Raw genomic sequence first — 22,950 nt, 5'->3', positions numbered from 1 at the left:
TGCCAGCGATTCTCACATCACCCATGAAGATTACGTATCTTCGAACCCTTCACTAAGCTATACTTAACCTAACAGTCATCCTGGACATGCCGCCTAGATTCGGTCACGATCGAGGCGGCATATTTCCTTTTGCTTGCATCTACAGGGACTCTGGGTTTTATAATGGAGAATGTGAATAGCGGCTTGGTTAAAAAAGAAGATCAGGAGCGTGAACAAGTGATGATCTACGAAGAAGTGATGCAGTCATTGGCCGGCATGGGAACTGAGCAGACGAAAAGCACCTTCCTTCGCCATGGTGCGAAAGAGCCGTTCTTTGGCGTCAGGATCGGAGACATGAAGAAGCTGGTCAAGCATGTGAAAAAAGACCAAGGTCTCGCTCTGCAGTTGTATGCATCCGGCAATTACGACGCGATGTACTTGGCTGGACTGAGCATCAATCCGAAGTCGATAACCAAAGAACAGCTGCAGCAGTGGGTAACAGGCGCCAATTGGCACTCACCCGCCGAATATATCGTTGCAAGAGTGGCAGCAGAAAGTCCGTATGCCCGTGAGCTGGCTGTGGAGTGGATCGGCTCGCCGGAAGAATTGGTCGCTGTAAGCGGATGGAGTACGTACGCTAATTATGTATCGGTTGCGCCAGACGAAGCGCTCGACTTGGAGGAGATACGACGTTATTTGACAAGAGTACGTGATACCATCCACGGTGAGCGCAACTGGGTGCGCTATGTGATGAATACGTTTGTCATTTCCGTTGGAGCATACGTTGAGCCTTTAACGGAGGATGCGATGGCAGTGGCTGAGGCAATCGGCAAGGTGCAGGTGGATGTGGGGAATACGGCTTGCAAAGTGCCGCTTGCAGCCGAATATATCAGCAAGCTCGAGGCCAAGGGGCGGATCGGCAGCAAGAAAAAGACCTGCATTTGTTAATAAAGGAGCTTGACTTTGACGTTAGGTTATGGTGCATACTTCTCACTATCAACGACTAGGAGTGAGAGAGATGAACATAACAACCTTGCGTTCCGATCATATTTACCGCAAAGTTGCCCAGGCTTCCCCCGAGGAGAAAGTCGAAGTATTTAGAAACGAAATGTTGGCCCCTTACATGGGGCAATGGCGCATTCAGCAGATTCCATTCAAAGCTGAAGAGCCGCATGGGTTTGATGTCATGATAATGAATAATATGATGCACCGATCCCCTGTACAGATTACTCCTGAGATTCAGGAGGAGATTGACCAGATCTCCTCCGAATCCTTCTGGCTCGAATGCGAGGAGTCCGTGAAGAAAAGTCTGCACCTGTTTGTAGAGCAGGGGATCCAACTCCCCGTATCCGATTATATATTCACCATTCAACTCGGTAATCCGGAGAGCCGGTCCTTGGTTATTAACGGAGGATATAGCGGCTTTGGGGGCATTCCAGGCTACATTACATGCACACTCTTGCCAAATGCATACACGGTTCCCCGGATGCCGGCCGCGCTGGCGCACGAGTGCAACCATAATGTGCGATATCAATATATACAGTGGGATCACAACGTTAATTTGGGCGAGCTCATCGTAAGCGAAGGGTTGGCAGAAAGCTTTGCTGCTCTCATGTTTGGAGGGGAAATGCTCGGCCCTTGGGTTACGAAAACAAACGCAGAAACACTTAACAAGCGCATAAAACCTGTGCTTCGAGAACAATTGCAGCTAACGGGATGGGAAAACTTGTCCCCATATCTGTATGGTGACGAAATCGCAAAGCTTCATAATGTTGAACCGGTCAATATGCCTTATGCTGCGGGCTATGCTTGCGGATATCATTTGGTCCAGTACTTTTTAAGAAAAACAGGTACATCGATTGTTGAAGCCACCATCATGCCGGCTGATCAAATCCTGGATGAAGTGAAAGAATTTTGGGGTGAAATAACAGTAATCGGCTAGTAACCCGTCATACCTTATTGACGACTACTTTTGTCGTTTAGACCTTTTCTGTGATCTCTTTCTCGTACAGATTCGCGCTCCAAAATTGTGCGTCAAAGCGGCCTTGCCTCACGAATCCTAGACTGGTGTAGTAGGCATTGAGACTGGGATTGTCGGCCATGCAGTCGAGACGGATCCAGCGTTTTCCTTGTGCATGGATATAGCTTTCTGCGTAACGAAGGAGTTCCCGGCCGATACCTTTGCCCTTGCGGTGGCGCGAGACGCATAACCGATGCACATATCCCGCATGTTCGTGATATTGTTCACCCCATATTATCTCGTACCCCCATTGGACGGAGAAACAGCCGACGAGCTCATGTCCCTGCAAGGCGACGAATACTTCATGATCTTGGACAAAGGTATGTACATTCTCGAAAGTAAAGCTTTCTACACGCCATTGCCAGAAGCCATGGGCTGTATGAATCCATCGCGCAGCGTCGGTTAGAAGAAAGAGGATCCCCTCCACATCATCAACGGTTGCCCTTCGGATCGCAAGTGATTCGGAGGGCTCTCTTCGCCAGTCATGCTCCAGTCTCGACGCCGTATCGATCGCACGCTGCTCTCCGAGGAGCTTTGCGATCAGATGCAACGCGGCATCGATGCCAGCGGTAACGCCCGCGGACGTAATGATGCTCCCGTTATCCACGTAGCAGACATTCTCCATGAGCGTCGCGCTGGGCGGGGCGAGCTCCGCTAACAGATCCATGGCCCGTCTATTGGTGGTTGCTCGCTTTCCTTCGAGAAGCCCGGACTTAGCGAGCAGTAGTGCCCCTGTACAGATGGACAGTGTGAATGCGGCTTGCTGAGAGGTTTCGCTGATCCAGTGGATAAGCTTCTCATTATGGATTTCCTTGCGAGCTCCCCAACCGCCCGGTACGACCAGGATGTCCGGCGGCGGACAATCCAAAGCATCGAATTCCGGCATTATCGTCAAGCCGCTAATGGTTCTAATCTGTGCTTTTGATTCCAGTGCGACCGTAAAGACATGAAAGTCCTGTCCCCGATTACTCGCTACCACGAACGCGTCGAACGGACCCGTTACGTCCAATGCATCCACCTGATCGTATACCAGTACCGCTACTTTCTTCGCAGTTGCCATCCTGACACGCTCCTCAAATATAGAAAAGCATCTGGTTTACAATCAACCAAATGCTTTGCCCAGGCGAACGGCTTATGTGACGGATGCGCTCCCCCGTAGTGATCTACGTTCTCGCCAGTTACGCATCCCATATATTTACTGTATATTATAGGAGAGGTCAAGGCTTTAGAGCAATACTTATTTTCTATACGGTAGTCGAAAGCGATAAAAGTAAATCAAAAGTTGCTTAAACATGGGCGAGTGGCTGGAATAAGAAGACTAGATAGCCGGTAATGATAGGTGAATCAGACAGGGAGCAGCGCCGCGGCGCTGCTCTTTTTTTAATAGATAAGAACGTTCGACCCATTCGTTTGTTTTATCCCCCACAATCCAATTGTGTAACAAACCGCTCCTCTCGCTTGTCATATGTGTGTGAAGTGAATCAGATGATCGACTAGAGAGGGTGGAGGGATGAAAGCAGTGGATGCGAAGGATAACACGGTTGTGATTGGTGGAGGCATAGCAGGACTTGTTGCGGCGATCTATGTGGCCCGGGCGGGGCATTCCGTCACGCTGATGGACACATCAAAAAAGTTCGGTGGTCGGGCGATGACAAACGAAAAGCAGGGTGCCTATCTCAATTTGGGTGTACACGCGTTTTATGAGGGCGGCGAAGGAGAAGAAGTGCTGAAAGAATTAAACCTTTGTCTTAAGGGGGGTAATCCTCCGGCATCAGCCGTTGCTGTATGGGATGAACAGATGCATCCTTTTCCCGCGGGTCCAGTTCAATTAATGATGTCCAAACTGTATTCTGTAAAAGGGAAAATGGAGATGGTTCGGATGATGATGAAGCTTCCAAGCCTAGACTCAACGCTCTTGCAAGGAATCAGCCTGCAGGAATGGGTGGAACGGGAGTTTCAATGCCCGATGGTACGACATGCACTTTATGCGGTCAGCCGCTCCAACTCCTTTGTTCCGCACCCGGAGCTGCTGGATGCCGGGGCAGCAGTTGGACAATTAAAGCGCACCTTAACGGGCAAAGCCTTTTACATCGATGAAGGATGGGGTTCATTAATACGTCAGTTATCCGACCTGGCGGCTCGATCCGGCGTTGTTCTAGTTCCCGGTACGAGAGCGGAAGCTTTGGTGCTGCAAGACGGCGGATTACGAGGTGTCCGTCTGAAGGACGGCTCTGTCATCCACACTTCGAATGCCATTGTGTGCGCGGGTCCCCAGGATCTCGTAAAGCTATTGGGAGAAGCTGCGACTCCCGCTTTCATCAAACAGATCGGACTGGCGACGCCGATCAAGGCCGCCTGCCTGGATGTCGTGCTACACGATATTTCCGGCAAGCGGCCTTCATTTCTCGCCGGATTCTGGCTGGATCAACCGCTTTTCTACAACAACCCAAGTACCGTCGCGAAGATGAGCAATAATGGTTCGTCAGTCGTCCATATGATCAAGCATCTCGGTGACTCACCCGGAGATGCCAAGGCAGACTTGCATCAGTTGGAGAAGGGGCTTGACTTGGTATGGCCGGGATGGCGACAATATGAAAGAACAAGGCAATACTTGCCGTGCATCACGGTAGCCCACGATTATCGTAAAGCGGCAGGAGATGCCGGCTTCGGTTCCGAGGTCGATGGCGTTGTCGGCCTATTCGTTGCCGGAGATTGGGTCGGAACTACCGGTATGCTTGCTGATGCGTCGTTTGCGAGCGCCAAAATAGCAGCCAATGCGGTCATCGGACGATTGGATCATCCTTTTGAAGCAAGGAGATGAACAGGATCGATCATTATCAGGAATATAAACCGCTGCTTTTTTCGATTGCTTATCATATAGTAGGTCGCAGAAGCGATGCGGAGGATATGGTACAGGAGGCATATCTAGCTCTGGAGAAGCAACCGCCGGGCTCTGTCCGCGATCGTAAGGCGTACTTATGCCGGACTGTCCATAATCTGAGCATAAACCGGCTGAAATCGGCTGCCCGTCAACGCGAGTTGTATACCGGCATCTGGCTGCCTGAGCCGATTGTTACGGAAGGGGGGGAATCACAGGATCCTGAAGCGGCTTATGTCATGAAGGAGTCCCTGGCTCTGGCATGCCATTTGCTAGTTAAGCAGCTTACAGCAACGGAACGGATTGTATTTGTCCTGCGGGAAGTTTTTCAATTGTCGTTTGATGAAATAGGAGAGATTGTAGATAAAAACGCAAATGCCTGCCGGCAAGTGTTTTTCCGGGCGCGCAAAGGCTTGGGAAGCCAGCTGACTTCGCAGCATCGGCTAACGGAACCAACTCCGGCAAGCATGACAGCAGTAGTAGAACGATTCGTCAGTGCTATGTCTACGGGCAATATTAGCAGGCTGGTGGAGGTCCTGTCTGTAGATTCAACGCTGTATATGGACGGGGGAGGACAAGAAAAGGCGGCCTTGCATCCCATTGTCGGCTCGAAGATCATTACAAGATTTTTTGAAGCCGTCGAACCGGAAGTACCCAAGCCATTCCGCTGCACCATCTGTGAAATTAGCGGCCGCCCGGGAATCATCATGGAGGCGTATGGCTCAATCATCGCTGTTTTTAGCTTTTCCTTCAATGCTTCTGGAATATCGGATCTTTATCTGGTGAGGGATCCTGAGAAGCTTCACCGGTTTAACATTTTGAGGACCAATTGGGACAAATAATAGAACTATAGTATACAAGCGGCGTTTGATATCGATTTGTAAGCCAACCCATATAGTAGCGATTTCTAATAAAGAAATTTATGCGAAAAGAAAAAAACCTTGTCGATTTCGAAATTGTTCATTCGTCGTCCCCTATAGATAGACAATTTCAAATGGAAAGGTTGTTGAATGATTATGGGAGCACAAATGAACGCTTACTTGATGTCAGAGGATGCAAGAGGGCAGGCGAATTTTTACATCGAAGCGCTTGGAGGCGAGATTCAGTTCCTCACCACATTCGGTGAGACGCCGGGAACACCCGAAGTGATGAAGGATAAAGTCATGCATTTAGCTTTGACTGTGGCGGGTACAAATACGTTTATGATGTCCGATTCATTCGAGCCGGTAGCTTATAATCGCAGCATCTGCTTATCTTTGACCTATAACGATGAGGCCGAAGCCAGAACGGCCTATACCAAGCTAAGCGAGGGCGGCGAAAGCAAGCATCCGTTTTCTCTTCAGCCATGGGGGGCTTACTATGGAGAAGTGGTCGATAAATTCGGCGTCACATGGATGGTATCCAAACAGTAAGCATTCGAAATTATGTCTGAGTGTCTCAACGATAGCTGAACCAGGATATGCGGTAGCCGGTCATCCGACCCGGCTACCGTTTCTCGTTGAACACATGGGAAAGGTGTTAACGGTTGAGTTGACAAATTATCTACTGCGTGTTACTTTGTAGAGGTAGTTAGTAATACTGCATACCGGTGTTACAGACTAGAAGGGGATGAATGTGTGGGAAAATCTTACAGAAATGCTTAAAGGCGGGCTAGAGGGCTGTGTGCTTGAAATTATAAGCCGTAAGGAAACTTACGGTTACGAAATCACGCGGCGGCTGAACGCCCTCGGTTTCTCAGATGTTGTGGAAGGAACCATCTGACATAGGACCGCCACGAAAGTTTTTCGCGTTCCATGACGCGGGGCGTGAGGAACTGCGGAAGTTCTGGGGAAAATGGGAGTTTGTATCATCGAAAAGGAACGAGTTGAAGGAGATGGCGCTATGAATTTTTGGGAAAAAATTACCGGCAGCGACATGACGAAAGAAATGAAAGCTTTTGAGTTGCGGGCCAAGGAGCTGCCGGCCGATTATCAAACGGCATGGCAAGAAATTAATGCGAATCTTTGGGCGTACTCGGACTTTACCGGCCGTAACCTCATGCCCATCTTAGATGGTGTGCTGGGCCTGCTCGAAGAATCGGCAGCGGACGGTCAGAGTGTCCAAGAGGTGTTGGGTGACGATATCAAAGGCTTCTGTTCAGCTCTAGCTGGCGAAGAAGGGGCGAAGTCTTACCGCGACATGTGGCGCGAGCAACTCAACAAAAATATCGCTAAAAAATTAGGCAAATAGGAGGATGAAAAATGAGCATACGGGATCTCATTGAAGGCAAAAAAGAGTGGCGAGCTCACATTGCGCGTGTCAAAGCGCTCCCCAAGGATTATCAGATTGTGTATAAAGAGATTCAAAAATATCTTTTTAAAGTCGGTCCTGCAGAGCTAACCGACGGCACCGGTTTGCTCTCGGGGATTGTCGATCTATTTGAAGAAGGTGCAGCCCTGGGAAAAGGCGTCCTCGAAGTGACGGGAAGTGACGTAGCGGGTTTCTGCGACGATCTTATCAAAGACTCAAAAACATACGCGGATATCATTCAAAAATCAGTTGAAGAAGAAATTAGCAAGGCCATGAAAAAGGACGTGGATAAAAAAAGGTAAAGGAGCCTCCCGTTTCCCCCAAAGTCTTTCATCATATGGTAAAATCATGGAAACTTTCTCCTCTCCGAATGCGTCTATACCTGTAAATGGGGAGGTGTGATTCATGCGCAACAACTTTATTTTATGGACCGTTTGTCTGTTGCTCGTCCTTATCCTCTCAGCTTGCGGGACAGCAAGCGCGCCATCGCCGGAGGAAGACCCTGGGCAGCAAAGCGGTGAGGTGAATCGGTCGGTGTCCGGCATGATCGTCGGCAAGGAGACGAACGGTAATGGGCAGCAGCTGCTGGTCTATCCATCGGATGACCCTATACCGTGGGAGGACCGCCCTATCGATGAATGGATCAACAAAGCGCAGGAAGAGAGTGCGGATATCTCATGGTACGTAGTGGAGGATGGCCAGTACGAACAGCTGGAAGTCGGGCAACATGTCCGGATGACGATCCAGCCGGAGCAGTTGGATCCGTATCCGCCGATCCGATTCGTCATCGATCTGGAAGTGACACCGTCTACCTGACGGATCCAACACGAGATTGGGAAGGGGAGCAAGGGATGGATATTACAACGGAGCTCGTGCGCGGCTTGATCGACAGTCAGTTCCCGCAATGGCAGGATCTCCCGGTCAGAACGGTGGAGAAGAGCGGACATGATAACCGCACCTTCCGGTTGGGCGATGAGATGTCGGTACGTTTGCCGAGTCATGAACGTTATGCCGCAGCGGTCGCCAAGGAGATGCATTGGCTGCCGATATTGCAGCCGCAGCTGTCACTGCCCATCCCCAGCCCGGTCGCCGAAGGCAAGCCCACGGCGGCATATCCGCTGCCATGGTCGATCAACCGCTGGCTGGAGGGGGAGACGATCTCCGCGACCAATGTCCTGGACCGCAGCCGATTGGCGGTGGATCTCGCCGCCGTCCTGCAGGAGCTGCAAGCGATCGATGCCAGTGGCGGCATGCCTGCAGGCACGCACAACTTCCACCGTGGAGGTGACCTTGCCGTCTATGAAGGGGATACCCGGTCTGTACTGGAACGGCTGGATAGTGGCCATGACCCGCGTCTTCTGGCTGAGATCTGGGAGCTTGCGCTTTCGAGTTCTTACTCCGCAGCTCCAGTATGGGTGCATGGCGATGTGGCGGTCGGCAATCTGCTGGTGCAAGGTGGCCGACTTAGCGGCGTGATCGATTTTGGCACGATGGGCACAGGTGATCCCGCCAGCGATCTGGTCATGGCATGGACGTACTTTGATCCGGCCAGCAGGGTGGTCTTCCTGGACCGCATCGGCGCGCAGCCGGATATGGTTGACCGTGCGCGCGGCTGGGCTTTGTGGAAAGCGTTGATCTCCTACGATTGGAATGAACGGGGTTCGGAGCTGTCCGAATGGGGCAGGTCGGTCATTGATGCGATCATCGAAGAGTGGTCGGCGGCTCAATAAATAGTGTCAAGATCGTTGTTAAGGGAGTTGACGCATGCAAAGGGTCAAGAAACTTCTTATTATTGCAATGGGTATGCTAATCGTTGTAATAGTTATTTTTGCCTATAAAAACTGGGAGATGTGGCGATACAAGTTAGGCTATCAGCCCGTGTTCCTCAATCTCATTGATACTGTTGAATCTATTGATGCTCTTGAATCCGGGGACACCTTTGTTCTCAAGAATCCATCGAAGTGGATCCCGGAGATGAAGGCGGGCATCACCGATTTTTACTGGGTGGAAGGCAGCAATAGCTTGCGCTTTGGCCTATGGTATCGGGATTGGGATTATAAGGATGACTACGATTATGAAGAGATATTTGATATTCGTATTAGAGACAATCAGGGCACGGACTATGGTCCATTTTTATTTGCAACGTTGCCCGGTGTTGGCGTGTATGAAACCTTTCAGATCCGCGAGTTCAGGGGGATCGACATCCATACGATCGATCAGTTGCACCTCGATATTGCTCTGAAGCAAGATCCTGCAACAACGCACACCGTCGAAATCTACCATTCTGAAGTTGATAGATTTATACCATTTGGGAGTGGCTCACCGCCTCCTACATAGGCAACCGGGAATACGACCCAGCTGAACGCGCAGATCGCCGCGGCGGGATTTCACCCATTGCAAGAGAGGTTAGCTCAGCAGATACAACAGCAGCCAGCAAATGAATAGCGGCAGATGCAGCCATGTGGCTTTAGAAGCGGCCATTCCGTACAGGAAGGGTAGGATGAGCATGGCCCATGTCCCGACTAAGTCCAAGGGTTTGTCTATAACGATCAAAACATCTTGAAGTGAAAAGCGATCACGCGAGCCTGACTGGACATAAATTGACGATCAGGCTTTTTTGCGATGATGAAAAAAAGGAGCGAGCCAATGAGTGAGATTGATTGGGATGAATTAAGAATAATGTAAGGAACAAGGAGGCCGACAATTCATGGGAGGAACGAATGTATGGGATGCGGAGTGGGAGGTTAACGAAGAGCAGGTGCGGATGCTGATCGGCCGACAATTCCCTCAGCTGTTATCAAACCAAGTGAAGCGATTGGGCTGGGGCTGGGACAATACGGTTTTTCTCGAAACTTGACGGACATAACATCGCGCAAAGTGAAGTTGGAGAGCTTTCTAGCAAAGGTGGTTGAACACTTGTCGCCGGAGGAGTCCGGTATGATCGAAACGTATATTGGCAGGCTGCAAAAGGACCGTGTCGAGGCAGTGAATGTACTGCTACATGGAGACCTTCATTTCAAAAATATGCTTGTGAATGAGAGCGGGCTCGTTTCCGCATCATTGATTGGGGCGATCTGAGCGTTGGCCATCCGGCTTGCGATTTGAGCGTTGCTTATAGCTTTTTACCACCTTACGCTCGCAGCGTGTTTTTTGAAACGTACGGAGGAGCGGATGAGGATACGAAGCTGCTGGCGCGGCTGATCGCGGTATACATCCCCATACTGATCTTAATGCAAGCGGTCGATGACGGGAATGAAGCGATTGCAGCAGAGGCGAAATCCAACATCATGCGGGCACTGTCGGATTAGGCTCATTATTTGGTCACTAACGCTGTATTGACCGAGGCGGAAGCCAGACATGAACATGAGCAACGCATGACGCACTTTGAAGACAATGAGTCGATCTTTACGGTAACGGAATGAGAGCGTGTGTGGTTTATCAAGGTTAACAAGTCTGTTGTCATGGAGGGGGGAACTGTCCCAAAGACATCGGATTCGGTATAATGTGAAGCATCAAGATGACATCGACGGGATAATGTCCTGCGAGGAGCCGGGCAATTCGTGGAAGCGCCCTGTAAGAGAGGAAGTCGAAGATGAAGAAATGTATTGTGATCGGAGCGGGTATCCTTGGGGCATCCACCGCCTATCGTCTCGCAAGACTGGGGGCGGAGGTGACCGTCGTCGACCGGCAGGACGCGGGGCAAGCGACGCAAGCGGCAGCGGGTATCATCTGTCCGTGGGTATCCCAGCGGCGCAATCAAGACTGGTACCGGCTGGCGAAGGCGGGTGCAAAGTACTACCCTGAGCTGATCCGCGAGCTGGAAGCGGAGGGAGAGACGCAGACGGGCTATGCCCGGGTGGGGGCGCTGGCGATCCACGATGACTTGGACAAACTGGACAAATTGGAGGAGCGTGCACGTCAGCGTCAGGCCGATGCGCCGGAGATGGGAGTGCTCTCGCGACTGGAGCCAGCGGCAGTGCAAGCGAGATTCCCCCTGTTGAACGATGGCTACGAAGCGCTGGTGATCAGCGGTGCGGTTCGGGTAGATGGTCGCGAGCTGCGCGATGCGTTGCTGCGCTCGGCCGCGCGGCATGGTGCACGAGTGGTGCACGGTGATGCTGTCGTACTGTGGGAAGCTGAACGTGCTACCGGCGTCAGGATAGGAGAGGTCGCCTATGATGCGGATGAGGTGATCGTCTGCGCCGGAGCCTGGGCCGCTCCGCTGCTCGAACCGCTGGGGATTCGGCTGGAGGTCGGCTACCAGAAAGCGCAGATCGTCCATCTGCTGGTGCAGACCGGAGAGGACACCGGGAATTGGCCTGTCGTCATGCCTCCGTCTACGCAGTATGTGCTGGCGTTCGATGGCGGGCGGATCGTGCTCGGTACAACGCATGAGAATGACCCGGACGGGTACGACACGCGCGTGACAGCCGGGGGCATGCATGAGGTGCTGGACAAAGGGTTGTGCGTTGCCGGCGCACTTCGCGATGCGACGCTCCTAGAGGTGCGGGTCGGCTTCCGGCCGTTCACGCCGGGCTTCCTGCCCGTGGTTGGGCGCGTCCCTGGCTGGCAGGGACTGCTCGTAGCTAACGGTCTTGGCTCATCCGGCCTAACCACCGGCCCCTGGATTGGCACCCAGCTCGCCAAGATGGCGCTCGGGATCGAGCCGGATATGGCTATGGAGACGTATGAGGTGGGCCAAGCGATAACTTTGATTTAGGCAAGATAAAAAGATGTTGCAAATCCAAGATAAGTCGTATATTATAGACACAGGATATCCGTAATAAAAGATTGTCGAGAGAATAGGAGGTGCGCAACGGGATTCAGTTCATGATGAAAATTCGATGTTGGACGATTAACCACGGGACAAACCAAGCAGCAAGTCCCTTTTTTTGCACCTATTATAGATATAATATATCTATAATAGACTTATATAATGGCTATTTTATCGTATATATACATGGAGGAGATAGGGATGGTTGATTTAAGTACTTTGAAACGCGGCCCGATTATGGTCGCTATGATCGTCGGCATGTTTGTCGCCGCATTGAATGAAACGCTTATGGGTAATGCCATCCCCGAATTAATGCGATCATTTGGCGAGCCGGCCTCCACGATCCAATGGCTGACTACCGCTTATTTATTAGTCGTCGGTGTGCTTGTCCCGGTCACGGCGGTGCTGCAGCAGTGGTTCACGACAAGGCAGATGTTCCTGTCGGCCATGACCCTGTTCCTGGCAGGCACACTGATCTCGGCAGTGTCTCCTACGTTTGGCGTGCTGCTGGCAGGACGGGTTGCTCAGGCGATCGGCACAGGGATGCTGCTGCCGCTGATCATGAACATCATCATGACGATCTTCCCGCCCGAGAAGCGCGGGGGAGCGATGGGGATGCTGGGACTCGTCGTCATGTTCGCACCTGCGATCGGCCCGACGATATCGGGCTTGATCGTCGACGGACTGTCCTGGCGGTGGCTGTTTATTCTGGTGCTGCCGTTTGCTTTGCTCTCGATTGTGATCGGGGCGGCCGTGATGAAAAATGTATCGGTCGTGACCAAACCGAAGGTCGATATCCTCTCTATCCTGCTCTCGACAATCGGGTTCGGCGGCATCGTCTATGGCTTCAGCAGCGCCGGTGAACGAGGGTGGTCGGAACAACTGGTCATCTGGACGATCGTCGCAGGCGGCGTGTCTCTGGTGTTATTCATCTGGCGGCAATTGCTGCTCAAGAATCCCGTTATGGATCTGAGGGCATTCCGCTATCCCGTATTCGCGCTTGTCGCCGTCTTGATGTTTGTGTTGCTCATGACGTTTTTCTCTTCCGCCATCATGCTTCCGATGTTCATGCAAGGCGTGCTGCTGATGACAGCATTCCAGTCGGGCCTGGTTCTGCTGCCCGGTGGAATATTAAATGGATTGATGGCCCCTGTCTCAGGCAAGCTCTTCGACCTGTTCGGACCGCGCGTGCTGGTTATTCCTGGCTTGGCGATTGCCGTATCGTCGCTGTGGCTGTTTACCCGCTTCGGCGAATCGACATCGACCGGTTTCCTGATCGCCGCTCACATCACGCTGATGGTCGGCATCGCGCTGGTGATGATGCCTGTACAGACCGCGGGGCTTAACCAGCTGCCGCAGCATCTGCATCCGCACGGGACAGCGATCTTGAACACGCTGCAACAGATATCCGGAGCGATCGGCATTGCGCTGTACATCAGTATTATGTCGAGCGGACAGCAGCAGTATTTGAGCGGCGTGAGCGATCCGGAGTCTCCAGTGCAGATGACCAAAGGGCTGGCCGCAGGTATTAACGATGCATTCTGGTTTGGCGTGATCGTGGCATTCATCGCGCTCATACTCGGTCTCTTCCTCCGTAAAGGAAAAGCGCCGATGCAGGAACTGATGCAGAAGCAAGGGCAGCAGGACCTGCCGGTGGCAAGCGAAGCATTCAAATCATAAGGAAACGGGAGGCGAGAATCTTGGAGAGATTGACGATGAGAATTGATGTATGGTCGGACTTCGGATGTCCTTTTTGCATCATAGCCAAAACAAAACTCGAGCAGGCGCTTGGCCAATTTGCCATGCGGGAGCATGTGGAGGTGGTCTACCGCAGCTTCCAGCTCGATCCGCACGCGGAGAACCGGACACTAACCGTCCAGCAACTGGCGCTCGAAAAGCGAATGACAGTCGAACAGATGAAAGCCAAACAAGCGCAAGTAGCGGAGATGATCAAACAAGAGACGGGACTAATCGCCAGTTACGATCCGGTTGTCATTGCCAATACGTTTGATGCTCATCGTCTCGTACATTTTGCAGCACAAGCGGGCAAGGGAGCGGAGATGAACGAACGGATTTTTCACGCGTATCTATCTCAGTCCTTAAACATCGCAGATCACGACGTCCTTGTTGCCTTAGGGCAGAAGGCGGGGCTTGACGGACAGAAAGTGGCCGATATGCTGGGTTCAGAGGCATACAAGGATGCAGTCCTTGCGGACATTGCCACGGCGAGGGGATACAATATCTCAAGTCTGCCGGCCTTCGTCTTCAACAATAAATACTTGGTGCTGGGTGCGCAGCCGGTGGAGGTTCTTCTGAACGCGATGGAGACGATCTGGGAGGAAGACCGCCATTTCCTGAAACCCAGCGTCAAAGACCCAGCCGAGGGCGAGGACAGTTGCAAGGATGGGGCCTGCAGAATATAGTCTTGCATTGAAAAGAAAAGAAGGATATAATGTGATTGATCAATTACTAATAAAGCAACATGATGGCAGCAAGCCTAGAGAGACAGCAGGGGGATATCCTAAATGCTGATGATCCTGGGCTCTGCCCTTTGTTCCATTGGCGATCAGGAAATGTAGTTTAATTAGGCCTGACTGTAATTGATCAATTACTAATGAAAGGTGGCTTTCTATGGTCAGATCGAAAGGAGGTGATCGCAGCCGTGTTAGCGATGATCGGGGCACTCTTAGTCACCCTCGTTCAACGGAAGACTCATATGCGGGTGCAATCACAAAAAAGAACCATTTATAACGCTAAAATGTTATTGATTGATCACTTAAATGGAGGTTATAATATTGAAAAAAGCGATGGTGTTAGGAGCAACTGGAGCCACGGGGCAAGTCATCATAGCGGAACTATTAGCAAGAGAAGTTCAAGTGATTGCCTTTGCACGCACGGAGACAAAATTAAAAGCGTTAATGAAAAAGCATGATTATCATCCGAGACTGTCCTACAAAACAGGAGATATATTTGATGATCAAGCCATCGTAGATGCAGCAGAAGATGCAGAGGTTATTTTCCTCTGTTCTGCTGTGGCCTATCAGGATATGGCAGAAAAACTGCTTTTGTTTGGAGAAAGTGCAATGAAGGCTGCGGATCATTTAGGAGCTAAAATCGTTGTTGTCGATGGCATATATGTCTATGGTTATCAAGTTGCGAAGGGGAATGAAGATCACCCCAAGCAACCCCATACGAAAAAGGGAAAGTTAAGGGTAGCATACGAGAATTTAATACTCAGCGATCGATGGAAAAACGCGAAAGCATTAATTGTTAGACTTCCAGATTACTATGGGGCAACCTCCCAAGACTCTTACCTGCAGCCAACATTAGAAGGGATGGCACATAAAAAAGTATCCATCTTTATTGGGAATTTGAAAACGCCAAGGGAATATGTCTATTTACCGGATGCCGGAAAAATGATTGTCAATATAGCAGAGAAGGATGATTCTTATGGAGAGAACTGGAACATACCTGGCAAGGGGGTGATTTCAGGGAAAGAAATTATTCGGATCGCCCGTGAGGTAACCGGTAATCAAAAAAGAGTTATTCCGTTAACGAAAAGTACCATTCGTTTTATGGGACTCTTTAATTCGTTCATGAAGGAAGTCGTTGAGGTTATGTACCTTACAAAGGAAGGCTTTATTCTAAGCGGAGAAAAGTACGAAAACCGTATTGGTCCGATCCCGGCAACTCCGTATAGGCAAGGTCTTGAAGAGACGTTAAACATCTTAATGAAGGAGAAAAATTAATGACAACTAATGAAATCAGAGACGTTGACGAACACACTTGACCGAAGCTGAAGAATCAGAGTCTGACCACTTCATGAAGAGGCGGTCAGGCTCTATTTGCGGTTGCAGGTTAGATAAAGTTTAGAACCAGTTCATTTCCCGTTTGACATTAGCCTGTATATTTATCATCTTCCAGCCAGACCGGGATGACCATCGGATTCTCCCTTACCGTCTTATCTGGATACATGGCGATCCTGCTCCTTGTGAGCTGCGTCAGCAGTGTTTATACCGGTCAACTTGGATAAAATCGCGCATGATGCCTATGAAATGATTTGTTCGTGCTCGATGTCATGCTTCCGGATATCGACGGATTTCAGCTGTGCCAGAAAATAAGACAGTTAACTGCGATTCGTATATTATTCCTCACGGCGCGCTCAAGCGATCTGGACAAAATGACCGGGCTTGGGCATGGCTATCGTCAAGTGATAGGGGCTCATCAGGGGTCCATTGATGTAGAAAGCAAAGTCGGGCAGGGAACGACGATTACGATCCAGTTGCCGTTAAGTCAGGGCCAATAACATCAATCCCTACAATTTGTATGAGTCTTGTCATACGTTGACTGAATATATTCGGATTCCGAACCCGCAAGGGTACTTTCATGTAACCCGGGCACAAATTAGTGCCTACTTCTCAAAACAAGCTTCACCACGCATACTGATACTGTGGAAAAAATAACACAGATAATGAATGTGGAGGATGAAGCACTATGGCTAATGTACTTTTTATTAAAGCAAATGATCGTCCCAGTGAACAAGCGGTCAGCGTGCAAATGTATGACGCATTTTTAAACACCTATCGCGCTGCTAACCCGCAAGATTTTATTACGGAAGTGGATCTTTTCCAGGTTGAACTTCCTTACTTCGGCAACACGGCATTAACAGGACTTTATATGTTAAATCAAGGCATGGAACCTGCCCCGGAAGTAAAGAAGATTGCCGAGATCGCCAATTTTTATCTGAATCAATTTCTCGCCGCCGATAAAATCGTGTTCGCCTTCCCTTTGTGGAATTTTACCGTTCCCGCACCGCTGATCACCTATCTCTCGTATCTTTCACAGGCAGGGAAGACATTCAAATATACAGCGGAAGGGCCGGTCGGTCTGGTTGCTGACAAGAAAGTGGTGCTGCTGAACGCTCGCGGCGGTGATTATTCCACCGAATATATGCTGCCCATGGAGATGGCCGTCAAGTTGGTCCAATCCTCGATCGGGCTATGGGGTATTAAGGAACCGAAGCTCGTTGTAATCGAAGGGCATGCGCAGTATCCGGACAAGAAGGAAACCATTATCGGAACGGGCTTGCAGGCGACGAAAGCGCTAGCCGCCAGCTTCTGATAAATCCCTCCCCGCAATATTCGGTTCTCCAAATCGTCAAAAAGGCCGCAGCTGCGGCCTTTTTCAATGGCGGGGTACTAGTTTGCTAGTAGTATACGGCTTTAGCTCTATTCTTGCGTCTTCGTCATGCTCTGCCGTTTCTTGTGCATACGGGTCCGGTGCTTAGTGCCCCATTCGGACATCATGTGCAGCAAGGGAGCCATGGTTTCTCCGTATTCCGAGAGAGAATATTCAACCTTGGGCGGAACAACCGGATGGACCACCCGCTTGACAATATCTTCTTCCTCCAGCTCCCGCAGCTGCGAGGTCAGCATTTTCTTCGTAATATCGGGGATATCTTTCTGCAGCTCGCTGAAGCGCTTTGTTCCTTCAAACAGCAAGATCAGCAGGATTGTACATTTCCACTTGCCTACGAACACATCCGCCACCGAATGTACCTGGCATTCATCATATTTGGATTGCATTTGCTCTCACCCCATTGTTGCTCTTCATGCTAATCAAATTATGTAAAAAGTTTCACGGTATATTATAGCACATAGGCTAGGATGATATAATTTAATTGACGCAAGCAGCAACCAATTGGAGGTCAATGAAATGGAAACGTTCTTATCCTCGTTTCATCCTCGGATTATGCAAATCTATCATCGTGACCATTCGTTCTGGAGGTCCGGCAAGGTGTCCGTCGAGACGAACGGGACGAGAATGGTCAGTTTCCTATTCGCCTATGCCGGAGAAGGAGAGCTCCAGATCGACGACGAACGGGAACCGCTGGTTGCAGGGGATATATTTCAGATTCCATATGGTCGTAAGCTGGTTCTGCGCACCAATGCCAAGACTCCTCTGTGCTACTACACAATCCAGTATGAATTTGCCTGTGTGGGCTGGGACAACGGACTGCCGTACTGCTACAAGCCGGAAAGGCAACATTTGCCGCTCCCGTTGGTTGTTCATCTGCCGGAGCGGGCCGGTATGCGTGAGGCGATGGAGGAGCTGTACGCGTGCTGGCAGGCCAAGCAGCCGGGGTATATCGATAAGTCGCTGCTGGCTTTTAGATCAATGATCCATCAGGTCATGGCTCATCTGGGTGCACATCGTGAAGAGACGCCCAATGAGCGGGCCATCCGCGAAAGCGCGGCTTATATCAAGACACACATCCACGAAGATCTCGACCGCAATATGCTGGCCGCGCGAGCAGCGATGTCTGAAAGCTATTTCTCGGTCCTGTTCAAGCGGTATATGGGCTGCTCTCCTGTCCAGTATATAACCAAGGTGCGGATGGAGAAGGCGATGAGGCTGTTAATCGAAACGCACAAGACGGTCGCCGAGGTTGGGCATGCGGTGGGGTATGATGACGCGCTTTACTTCACCCGCGTGTTTACACGGTATGCCCGTATGTCACCAAGCGAGTATCGGCAGGGTTGAATGCTTTGAACAAAAATCCATTCTATTTATCCAATTCTACATATACGAAGGAGATGGATATCAGTAATACTTAATGATGTAAGCGCTTATAAAAATGTCGTGCCAATACGGATTGAAAGGAGCGAATGTATGAAGCATTCATTGGATTGGGATCAAGACTCCAATCGCTTGCAGGACCCGTCGGGGAGGAGGACAAGCAGGAAGCGATCCTGGCTTGCGGCGCTGCTGGCGCTGCTGCTGATGCTGCCGGTGATCGACGCAACGGCTCCGACGGCATCCGGCGAGGAAAGCGCCTGGCCGTTTACTTTGTTCGCCGATGACTTCGAAGACGAAGACTTGGGAGCGCTTCCGAGCGTCGGCGGCACGGGTTGGACGAATGCGGTGCGCTCTACCGAATCGACCCTTACGGTAGTAGCGGATGGCAGCAATCAAGTGCTTGAATTCGAGCGGGTGCCCGGTTCTACCGGCACTGGGGGGCCACGGGTCGAGAAGCATTTGAGCGACGTTAGCGGGAACTTGCGGCTAGACTTCCGGGTGAAAACATTCGGTCACCGGTTTGATCTGTACCTGCGCAATCCGAGCACGTCAGCGCCGGCTGAAACCCGCTTGATTCGTTTGAACGGTGCGGGTCTGGTATCCGGCGCCCCGGCAGGGAGCGCATTTGACGGCAATCAGTTTGCAGCGGTGTCAGCGGAGATCGATCTCGGCTCGCTAACCTATTCCGTGTCTATTGACGGGCATCCGGTTATCGTAGACGAGGCGCTCAATCCTACTCTCGACAAAGAGGAGAAGATCGAAATTCGCCTGACGGCTGTCCTTGACCCGGGGCAGCAGCTGCAGCTCGACGATGTCCTGATCCGAACCAATGATCAGTTCGAGCCGTGGCCGTACGCTTTATTTGCTTATGATGCTGAGGAGGATCAGGCCGGAGGATTGCCGGCAATCGGGATTTCGGGCTGGACAAACGTGGTGCACAGCAGCACGTCGACGGTCACGGTCGTACCTGACGGTGACGGACAAGCGATTGCCTTTGCACGCGACGCTGGCGCTACCGGCAACGGCGGGCCGCGGGTGGAGAAGCATTTGCGGGGGGTGACCGGGAATTTGCGACTCGACTTCAGGGTGCAGACATTCGGACATTCCTTCGATCTGGAGCTGCGTCATCCGGTGGCATCCGCTCCGGCGACGACCTCGCTGCTGCAGCTGAGGAACGCGGGACTGGTGGCATCTCCTCCCCCGGGCAGCGCCTTCAATGGTAACGCTTATGTGGATGTGGCGGCTGAGCTTGATTTCTCGTCCATGACGTATTCGGTCTGGATCGACGGCTATCCGATCAAGACGAATGCAGCCATCAACCCGGCCTTTGACAGGGAGAAGCTATTGGAGATCCGCTACGGGACCGGGTTGTCTCCAGGTCAAACGGTCAGGCTGGATGATGTGATCATTCGCACGGATATGGATCCCTTTGCGGATCTGCCCTGGGAACCGGACGAGGATTCGGTCATTGTCAACCTGCTGGACGAGCATCCGCGCTTGTTGGCGACGGCCGACGATTTTGACGAGATGCGCCTGCGTGTGCAGAGTGATCCGAAGTCCCAGCAATGGTACGCGTCGATGGTGACGGCGGCAGATCGCATGTTGACGTTGCCGGTATCGGAATACGTGTTTCCCGACGGCCGCACGCTGCTGCAGATCAGCCGTCAGGTGCTGGATCGCGCTTATACGCTGTCAATGGTATATCAGATGAGCGGCGATGACCGCTATGCAGAGCGGCTCTGGGACGAGCTGGAGGCGGCTGCCGCTTTTCCGGATTGGAATCCGGTCAGTTTCCTGAGCACGGCGGAGATGACGCATGCTTTGGCGATCGGTTATGACTGGCTCTATCATTACTGGTCGGAAGACCAACGCGACGTCTTGAGCGGGGCGATCATCAACCTGGGGCTGCGGCCGGGCCTGTTCGGCTACAATCAAGGAGAATGGTGGGTGACGACCACAAACAACTGGAATATCGTGACGCATAGCGGACTCGGGATGGGGGCACTTGCAGTTGGCGATCTGATGCCGGGACTGGCCGATCATATGATCACCCGCGGGCTGGGTTATCTTCCGATTGCTATCGCAGAGTTTGCACCGGATGGAGGTTATCCCGAGGGTGTCGGCTATTGGGCGTATGCCATCCGTTATCTGGTGCCTTATATGGCGGCTCTGAATACGGCGACAGGCAGCGATTACGGGTTGTCGGACTTGCCGGGCTTGCGTGAGACGTCGCTCTACCCGCTCTATATGGGTGGACCGAGCAATCATGCGTTTCACTTCTCCGATGTCGGTCCCGGCGTCCAGCAAGACCCGGAGCTCTATTGGATGGCCGGACACTATGATATACCTGAAGCCGGGTGGTGGGCGCTGCAGAGCAATCAGGCGTCGCCCCGTCATCTGATATGGTATGACCCGGACTATATCGAGAGTCCGCGGGATACCCAATTGCCGCTGGACGCGAAGTTCCGCGGTCCGGAAGCAGTGAGCATGCGCAGCGCCTGGGATGCCGACAATGCTTCGTTCGTTGGATTTAAAGGCGGGGTTAATGGCGCGAGTCACGGTGACCTTGACCTGGGAACCTTTGTATTCGACGCATTGGGCCAGCGCTGGGCAGAAGAGCTGGGGACCGAGAGCTATAGTGCCCCGGGCATGTTCGACAACGGCCCTGCAGGTCAGCGCTGGACGTATTACCGCAAGCGGGCGGAAGGACAGAATACGCTGGTCGTCAATCCGGGACTTGGGCCGGATCAGAACGCTACGGCAGCCGGTGAGGTCGTTGCATTCGAGAGCGGAGACCTGGAAGCGTACGCCATTGCCGATCTGGATGAAGCCTTTGCCGATCGCGGCGTGTCGGCCTGGAGTCGCGGCGTCCGTTTGTTCGATCATCGCAGGCAGCTGCTGATCCAGGATGAACTGACTTCTACAGATCCTGCGGATGTCTGGTGGTTCATGCATACCCGCGCCAATATCGATGTGGCGGCAGACGGCAAGTCGGCGATCCTGACGTTGAATAACGAGCAGGTGCTGGCGCGTATCGCTTCCCCGGCCGCGGCGGAATTCGTGGCGATGGAAGCGGAGCCGCTGTGGAGCTCGCCGGTCACGAGTTGGAATTCGAGCAACATCGGCATGCGCAAATTGAGTATCTATCTGGAGGGGGCTGTCGATCCGCAGCTGGCGGTTGTGCTGACGCCGATCCGCCCCGGAGCGAGCACGCCAGCCTTGCCGGTACTAGAGCCGCTCAGTGGATGGACACTGGACGAGACGCCTGCGGCGACAGTAGACGGATTGCTGCTGGACGGTGTTGCGATGGATGAGTTTGATCCGAACGTGTACACCTACGATCTTCGTGGATATGGAGAGACAGACAGTGTGCCTGTCGTATCCGTGGTCAACACGGAGCCCGGAGTGACGGCGGTGGTCGAGCAGGCCAGCGCGCTTCCTGGCAAAGCCGTCGTCACGGTGACGGGCCCGGGTACCGCCGCGGCGAACTATGAGATATATTTCCGCACCGGAGCAGAGACGCCAAGCGTCGTCACCGCGAGCATCGAGGGGACGTTCCCACCCGAGCATACGATCGATAATGATCTGGGCACGTTCTTCTCCGCCGAGGGCATCGGACAGTGGGTCCAGTATGATCTGGGAGAGAGCCGCTCTGTCGATAGCGTGTCGCTTGCCTGGTACTTGGGCCATACCCGCTCCTTCTCCTTCGAAGTGCTCGGGTCGGAGGACGGCGAGATATGGCAGACCTTGTACACCGGTTCCAGCAGCGGCACGACTGTGGAGCTGGAGGACTACACCTTCAGCGAGACTGACGCGCGCTATATCCGGATTGTCGGCCAAGGCAATACGACCAACAATTGGATGAGCATCACAGAGGCAAGGATCCGGGTCGATGATGAGACATGGCCGGTTTTCGAGGATACAGAGCCGCAGCTGACGCGACTGACTGCGCCGGAGACAGTAACAGTGAGTGTGGGCGGCAGTACACCGATCACGCTTGCGGGGGAGCTCAGTGACGGCAGCCCTGCCGATCTGAACGAGGTTGCGATTCAGTATAAAGTGGCGGATCCATCCGTGGTCCAGATCGATGCAGCCGGTGTGGCAACTGGACTGGCAGCAGGGGAAACCAACGTGGGCATCTATGCGGTAACGGCGGAACGTAAATTGATCTTCACGTCGGTGAAGGTAGTGGTGACAGAGCCATAAGCAGCTAACATGCTCTTAACTGGGCAGCATAGGGCACGTATAGGAGGGCTGGCAACGGGTCGTGAGACGCCGCGCCGGCTCTTCTTTTCTAGGGTCGAGGAGCAGCGATCACGTTCGAAAGATGGATAAACTGATCATGAGCATGTTAAAATAGACCTCAAATCAAACGGATAGGATTAGAGGTGAGGGTATGCTAAGAAGGGCAAAGAAACGATTCGCAAGCTT

At 52.2% G+C, this 22,950-nt stretch carries 20 protein-coding genes, 3 pseudogenes and 1 riboswitch; of the genes and pseudogenes, 20 read left to right on the top strand and 3 right to left on the bottom strand.

Annotated features, from left to right (window positions below):
• The first annotated feature begins 219 nt into the window (after nt 1-219).
• Entirely contained in the window at nt 220-927 is a 708-nt protein-coding gene (locus ABC336_RS00825) for a DNA alkylation repair protein (protein WP_413242403.1), read from the top strand.
• A gap of 70 nt (nt 928-997) precedes the next feature.
• Nucleotides 998-1,921 (top strand): DUF2268 domain-containing putative Zn-dependent protease, encoded by a 924-nt coding sequence (locus ABC336_RS00820; RefSeq protein WP_413236848.1) that lies wholly within the window; start codon nt 998-1,000, stop codon nt 1,919-1,921.
• A gap of 37 nt (nt 1,922-1,958) precedes the next feature.
• Here the strand turns inward: ABC336_RS00820 and ABC336_RS00815 are convergent, their stop codons facing one another.
• Nucleotides 1,959-3,059, bottom strand: coding sequence for a GNAT family N-acetyltransferase (locus tag ABC336_RS00815; protein ID WP_413236847.1), 1,101 nt, complete (start codon nt 3,057-3,059; stop codon nt 1,959-1,961).
• A 50-nt stretch (nt 3,060-3,109) separates the two neighbouring features.
• A riboswitch (ZMP/ZTP riboswitch) is annotated at nt 3,110-3,191 on the bottom strand.
• Between the two features lie 318 nt (nt 3,192-3,509).
• On the opposite strand from ABC336_RS00815, the gene ABC336_RS00810 reads away from it, so the two are divergent.
• From ABC336_RS00810 to ABC336_RS00770, 9 genes and pseudogenes are all read left to right on the top strand, one after another.
• Nucleotides 3,510-4,820, top strand: coding sequence for a phytoene desaturase family protein (locus ABC336_RS00810; RefSeq protein ID WP_413236846.1), 1,311 nt, complete (start codon nt 3,510-3,512; stop codon nt 4,818-4,820).
• On the top strand, nt 4,817-5,719 hold the full coding sequence (sigJ, locus tag ABC336_RS00805; RefSeq protein ID WP_413236845.1) for an RNA polymerase sigma factor SigJ: 903 nt from the start codon (nt 4,817-4,819) through the stop codon (nt 5,717-5,719). The genes ABC336_RS00810 and sigJ overlap by 4 nt, the downstream gene beginning before the upstream one ends.
• Nucleotides 5,720-5,887: 168 nt before the next feature.
• Nucleotides 5,888-6,289: a VOC family protein gene (locus ABC336_RS00800; protein WP_413236844.1), complete on the top strand. Its 402-nt coding sequence runs from the start codon at nt 5,888-5,890 to the stop codon at nt 6,287-6,289.
• Nucleotides 6,290-6,485: 196 nt separating this feature from the next.
• Nucleotides 6,486-6,762 (top strand): annotated as a pseudogene (locus tag ABC336_RS00795) (PadR family transcriptional regulator).
• Nucleotides 6,759-7,106, top strand: coding sequence for a DUF1048 domain-containing protein (locus ABC336_RS00790; protein WP_413236843.1), 348 nt, complete (start codon nt 6,759-6,761; stop codon nt 7,104-7,106). The pseudogene ABC336_RS00795 and the gene ABC336_RS00790 overlap by 4 nt, the downstream one beginning before the upstream one ends.
• A gap of 11 nt (nt 7,107-7,117) precedes the next feature.
• Nucleotides 7,118-7,468 carry a DUF1048 domain-containing protein gene (locus ABC336_RS00785; protein WP_413236842.1) on the top strand — a complete coding sequence of 117 codons (351 nt, stop codon included), beginning with the start codon at nt 7,118-7,120 and terminating at the stop codon, nt 7,466-7,468.
• A 103-nt stretch (nt 7,469-7,571) separates the two neighbouring features.
• A complete protein-coding gene (locus ABC336_RS00780) occupies nt 7,572-7,982 on the top strand; it encodes a hypothetical protein (protein WP_413236841.1) in 411 nt (136 codons plus the stop codon).
• 35 nt (nt 7,983-8,017) lie between these two features.
• Nucleotides 8,018-8,896 carry an aminoglycoside phosphotransferase family protein gene (locus ABC336_RS00775; RefSeq protein WP_413236840.1) on the top strand — a complete coding sequence of 293 codons (879 nt, stop codon included), beginning with the start codon at nt 8,018-8,020 and terminating at the stop codon, nt 8,894-8,896.
• A gap of 34 nt (nt 8,897-8,930) precedes the next feature.
• Nucleotides 8,931-9,503 (top strand): hypothetical protein, encoded by a 573-nt coding sequence (locus ABC336_RS00770; RefSeq protein ID WP_413236839.1) that lies wholly within the window; start codon nt 8,931-8,933, stop codon nt 9,501-9,503.
• Between the two features lie 69 nt (nt 9,504-9,572).
• Here the strand turns inward: ABC336_RS00770 and ABC336_RS00765 are convergent, their stop codons facing one another.
• Nucleotides 9,573-9,674, bottom strand: a complete 102-nt coding sequence (locus tag ABC336_RS00765) for a YwiC-like family protein (RefSeq protein ID WP_413236838.1) — start codon at nt 9,672-9,674, stop codon at nt 9,573-9,575.
• Between the two features lie 199 nt (nt 9,675-9,873).
• Between ABC336_RS00765 and ABC336_RS00760 the strand changes: the two are divergent.
• From ABC336_RS00760 to ABC336_RS00730, 7 genes and pseudogenes are all read left to right on the top strand, one after another.
• Nucleotides 9,874-10,474: pseudogene (locus ABC336_RS00760) on the top strand (phosphotransferase).
• A 284-nt stretch (nt 10,475-10,758) separates the two neighbouring features.
• Entirely contained in the window at nt 10,759-11,886 is a 1,128-nt protein-coding gene (locus ABC336_RS00755; protein ID WP_413236837.1) for an NAD(P)/FAD-dependent oxidoreductase, read from the top strand.
• 255 nt (nt 11,887-12,141) lie between these two features.
• The gene (locus ABC336_RS00750; RefSeq protein ID WP_413236836.1) at nt 12,142-13,620 is read left to right on the top strand and encodes a DHA2 family efflux MFS transporter permease subunit; all 1,479 of its coding nucleotides are present in this window, start codon (nt 12,142-12,144) and stop codon (nt 13,618-13,620) included.
• A gap of 35 nt (nt 13,621-13,655) precedes the next feature.
• Nucleotides 13,656-14,363, top strand: a complete 708-nt coding sequence (locus ABC336_RS00745) for a DsbA family oxidoreductase (RefSeq protein WP_413236835.1) — start codon at nt 13,656-13,658, stop codon at nt 14,361-14,363.
• Between the two features lie 372 nt (nt 14,364-14,735).
• Entirely contained in the window at nt 14,736-15,689 is a 954-nt protein-coding gene (locus ABC336_RS00740; RefSeq protein ID WP_413236834.1) for an NAD-dependent epimerase/dehydratase family protein, read from the top strand.
• 317 nt (nt 15,690-16,006) lie between these two features.
• Nucleotides 16,007-16,246 carry a response regulator gene (locus ABC336_RS00735; protein ID WP_413236833.1) on the top strand — a complete coding sequence of 80 codons (240 nt, stop codon included), beginning with the start codon at nt 16,007-16,009 and terminating at the stop codon, nt 16,244-16,246.
• 185 nt (nt 16,247-16,431) lie between these two features.
• Nucleotides 16,432-17,061: pseudogene (locus tag ABC336_RS00730) on the top strand (FMN-dependent NADH-azoreductase); the annotation flags it as partial.
• 107 nt (nt 17,062-17,168) lie between these two features.
• Here ABC336_RS00730 and ABC336_RS00725 read toward each other — a convergent pair.
• Nucleotides 17,169-17,525: a winged helix-turn-helix transcriptional regulator gene (locus ABC336_RS00725; RefSeq protein WP_413236832.1), complete on the bottom strand. Its 357-nt coding sequence runs from the start codon at nt 17,523-17,525 to the stop codon at nt 17,169-17,171.
• Between the two features lie 130 nt (nt 17,526-17,655).
• Here ABC336_RS00725 and ABC336_RS00720 point away from each other — a divergent pair, with 130 nt between their 5' ends.
• Both ABC336_RS00720 and ABC336_RS00715 read left to right on the top strand, forming a co-directional pair.
• Nucleotides 17,656-18,483, top strand: a complete 828-nt coding sequence (locus tag ABC336_RS00720) for an AraC family transcriptional regulator (protein ID WP_413236831.1) — start codon at nt 17,656-17,658, stop codon at nt 18,481-18,483.
• A gap of 129 nt (nt 18,484-18,612) precedes the next feature.
• Nucleotides 18,613-22,725 (top strand): discoidin domain-containing protein, encoded by a 4,113-nt coding sequence (locus ABC336_RS00715; RefSeq protein WP_413236830.1) that lies wholly within the window; start codon nt 18,613-18,615, stop codon nt 22,723-22,725.
• Nucleotides 22,726-22,950 lie beyond the last annotated feature (225 nt).

The sequence above is a fragment of the Paenibacillus jepli genome, assembly GCF_047238105.1.
Lineage (GTDB): Bacteria > Bacillota > Bacilli > Paenibacillales > Paenibacillaceae > Paenibacillus_D.
Note: the sequence above shows the minus strand (reverse complement) of the source record. Positions and strands in the feature narration are given on the sequence as shown.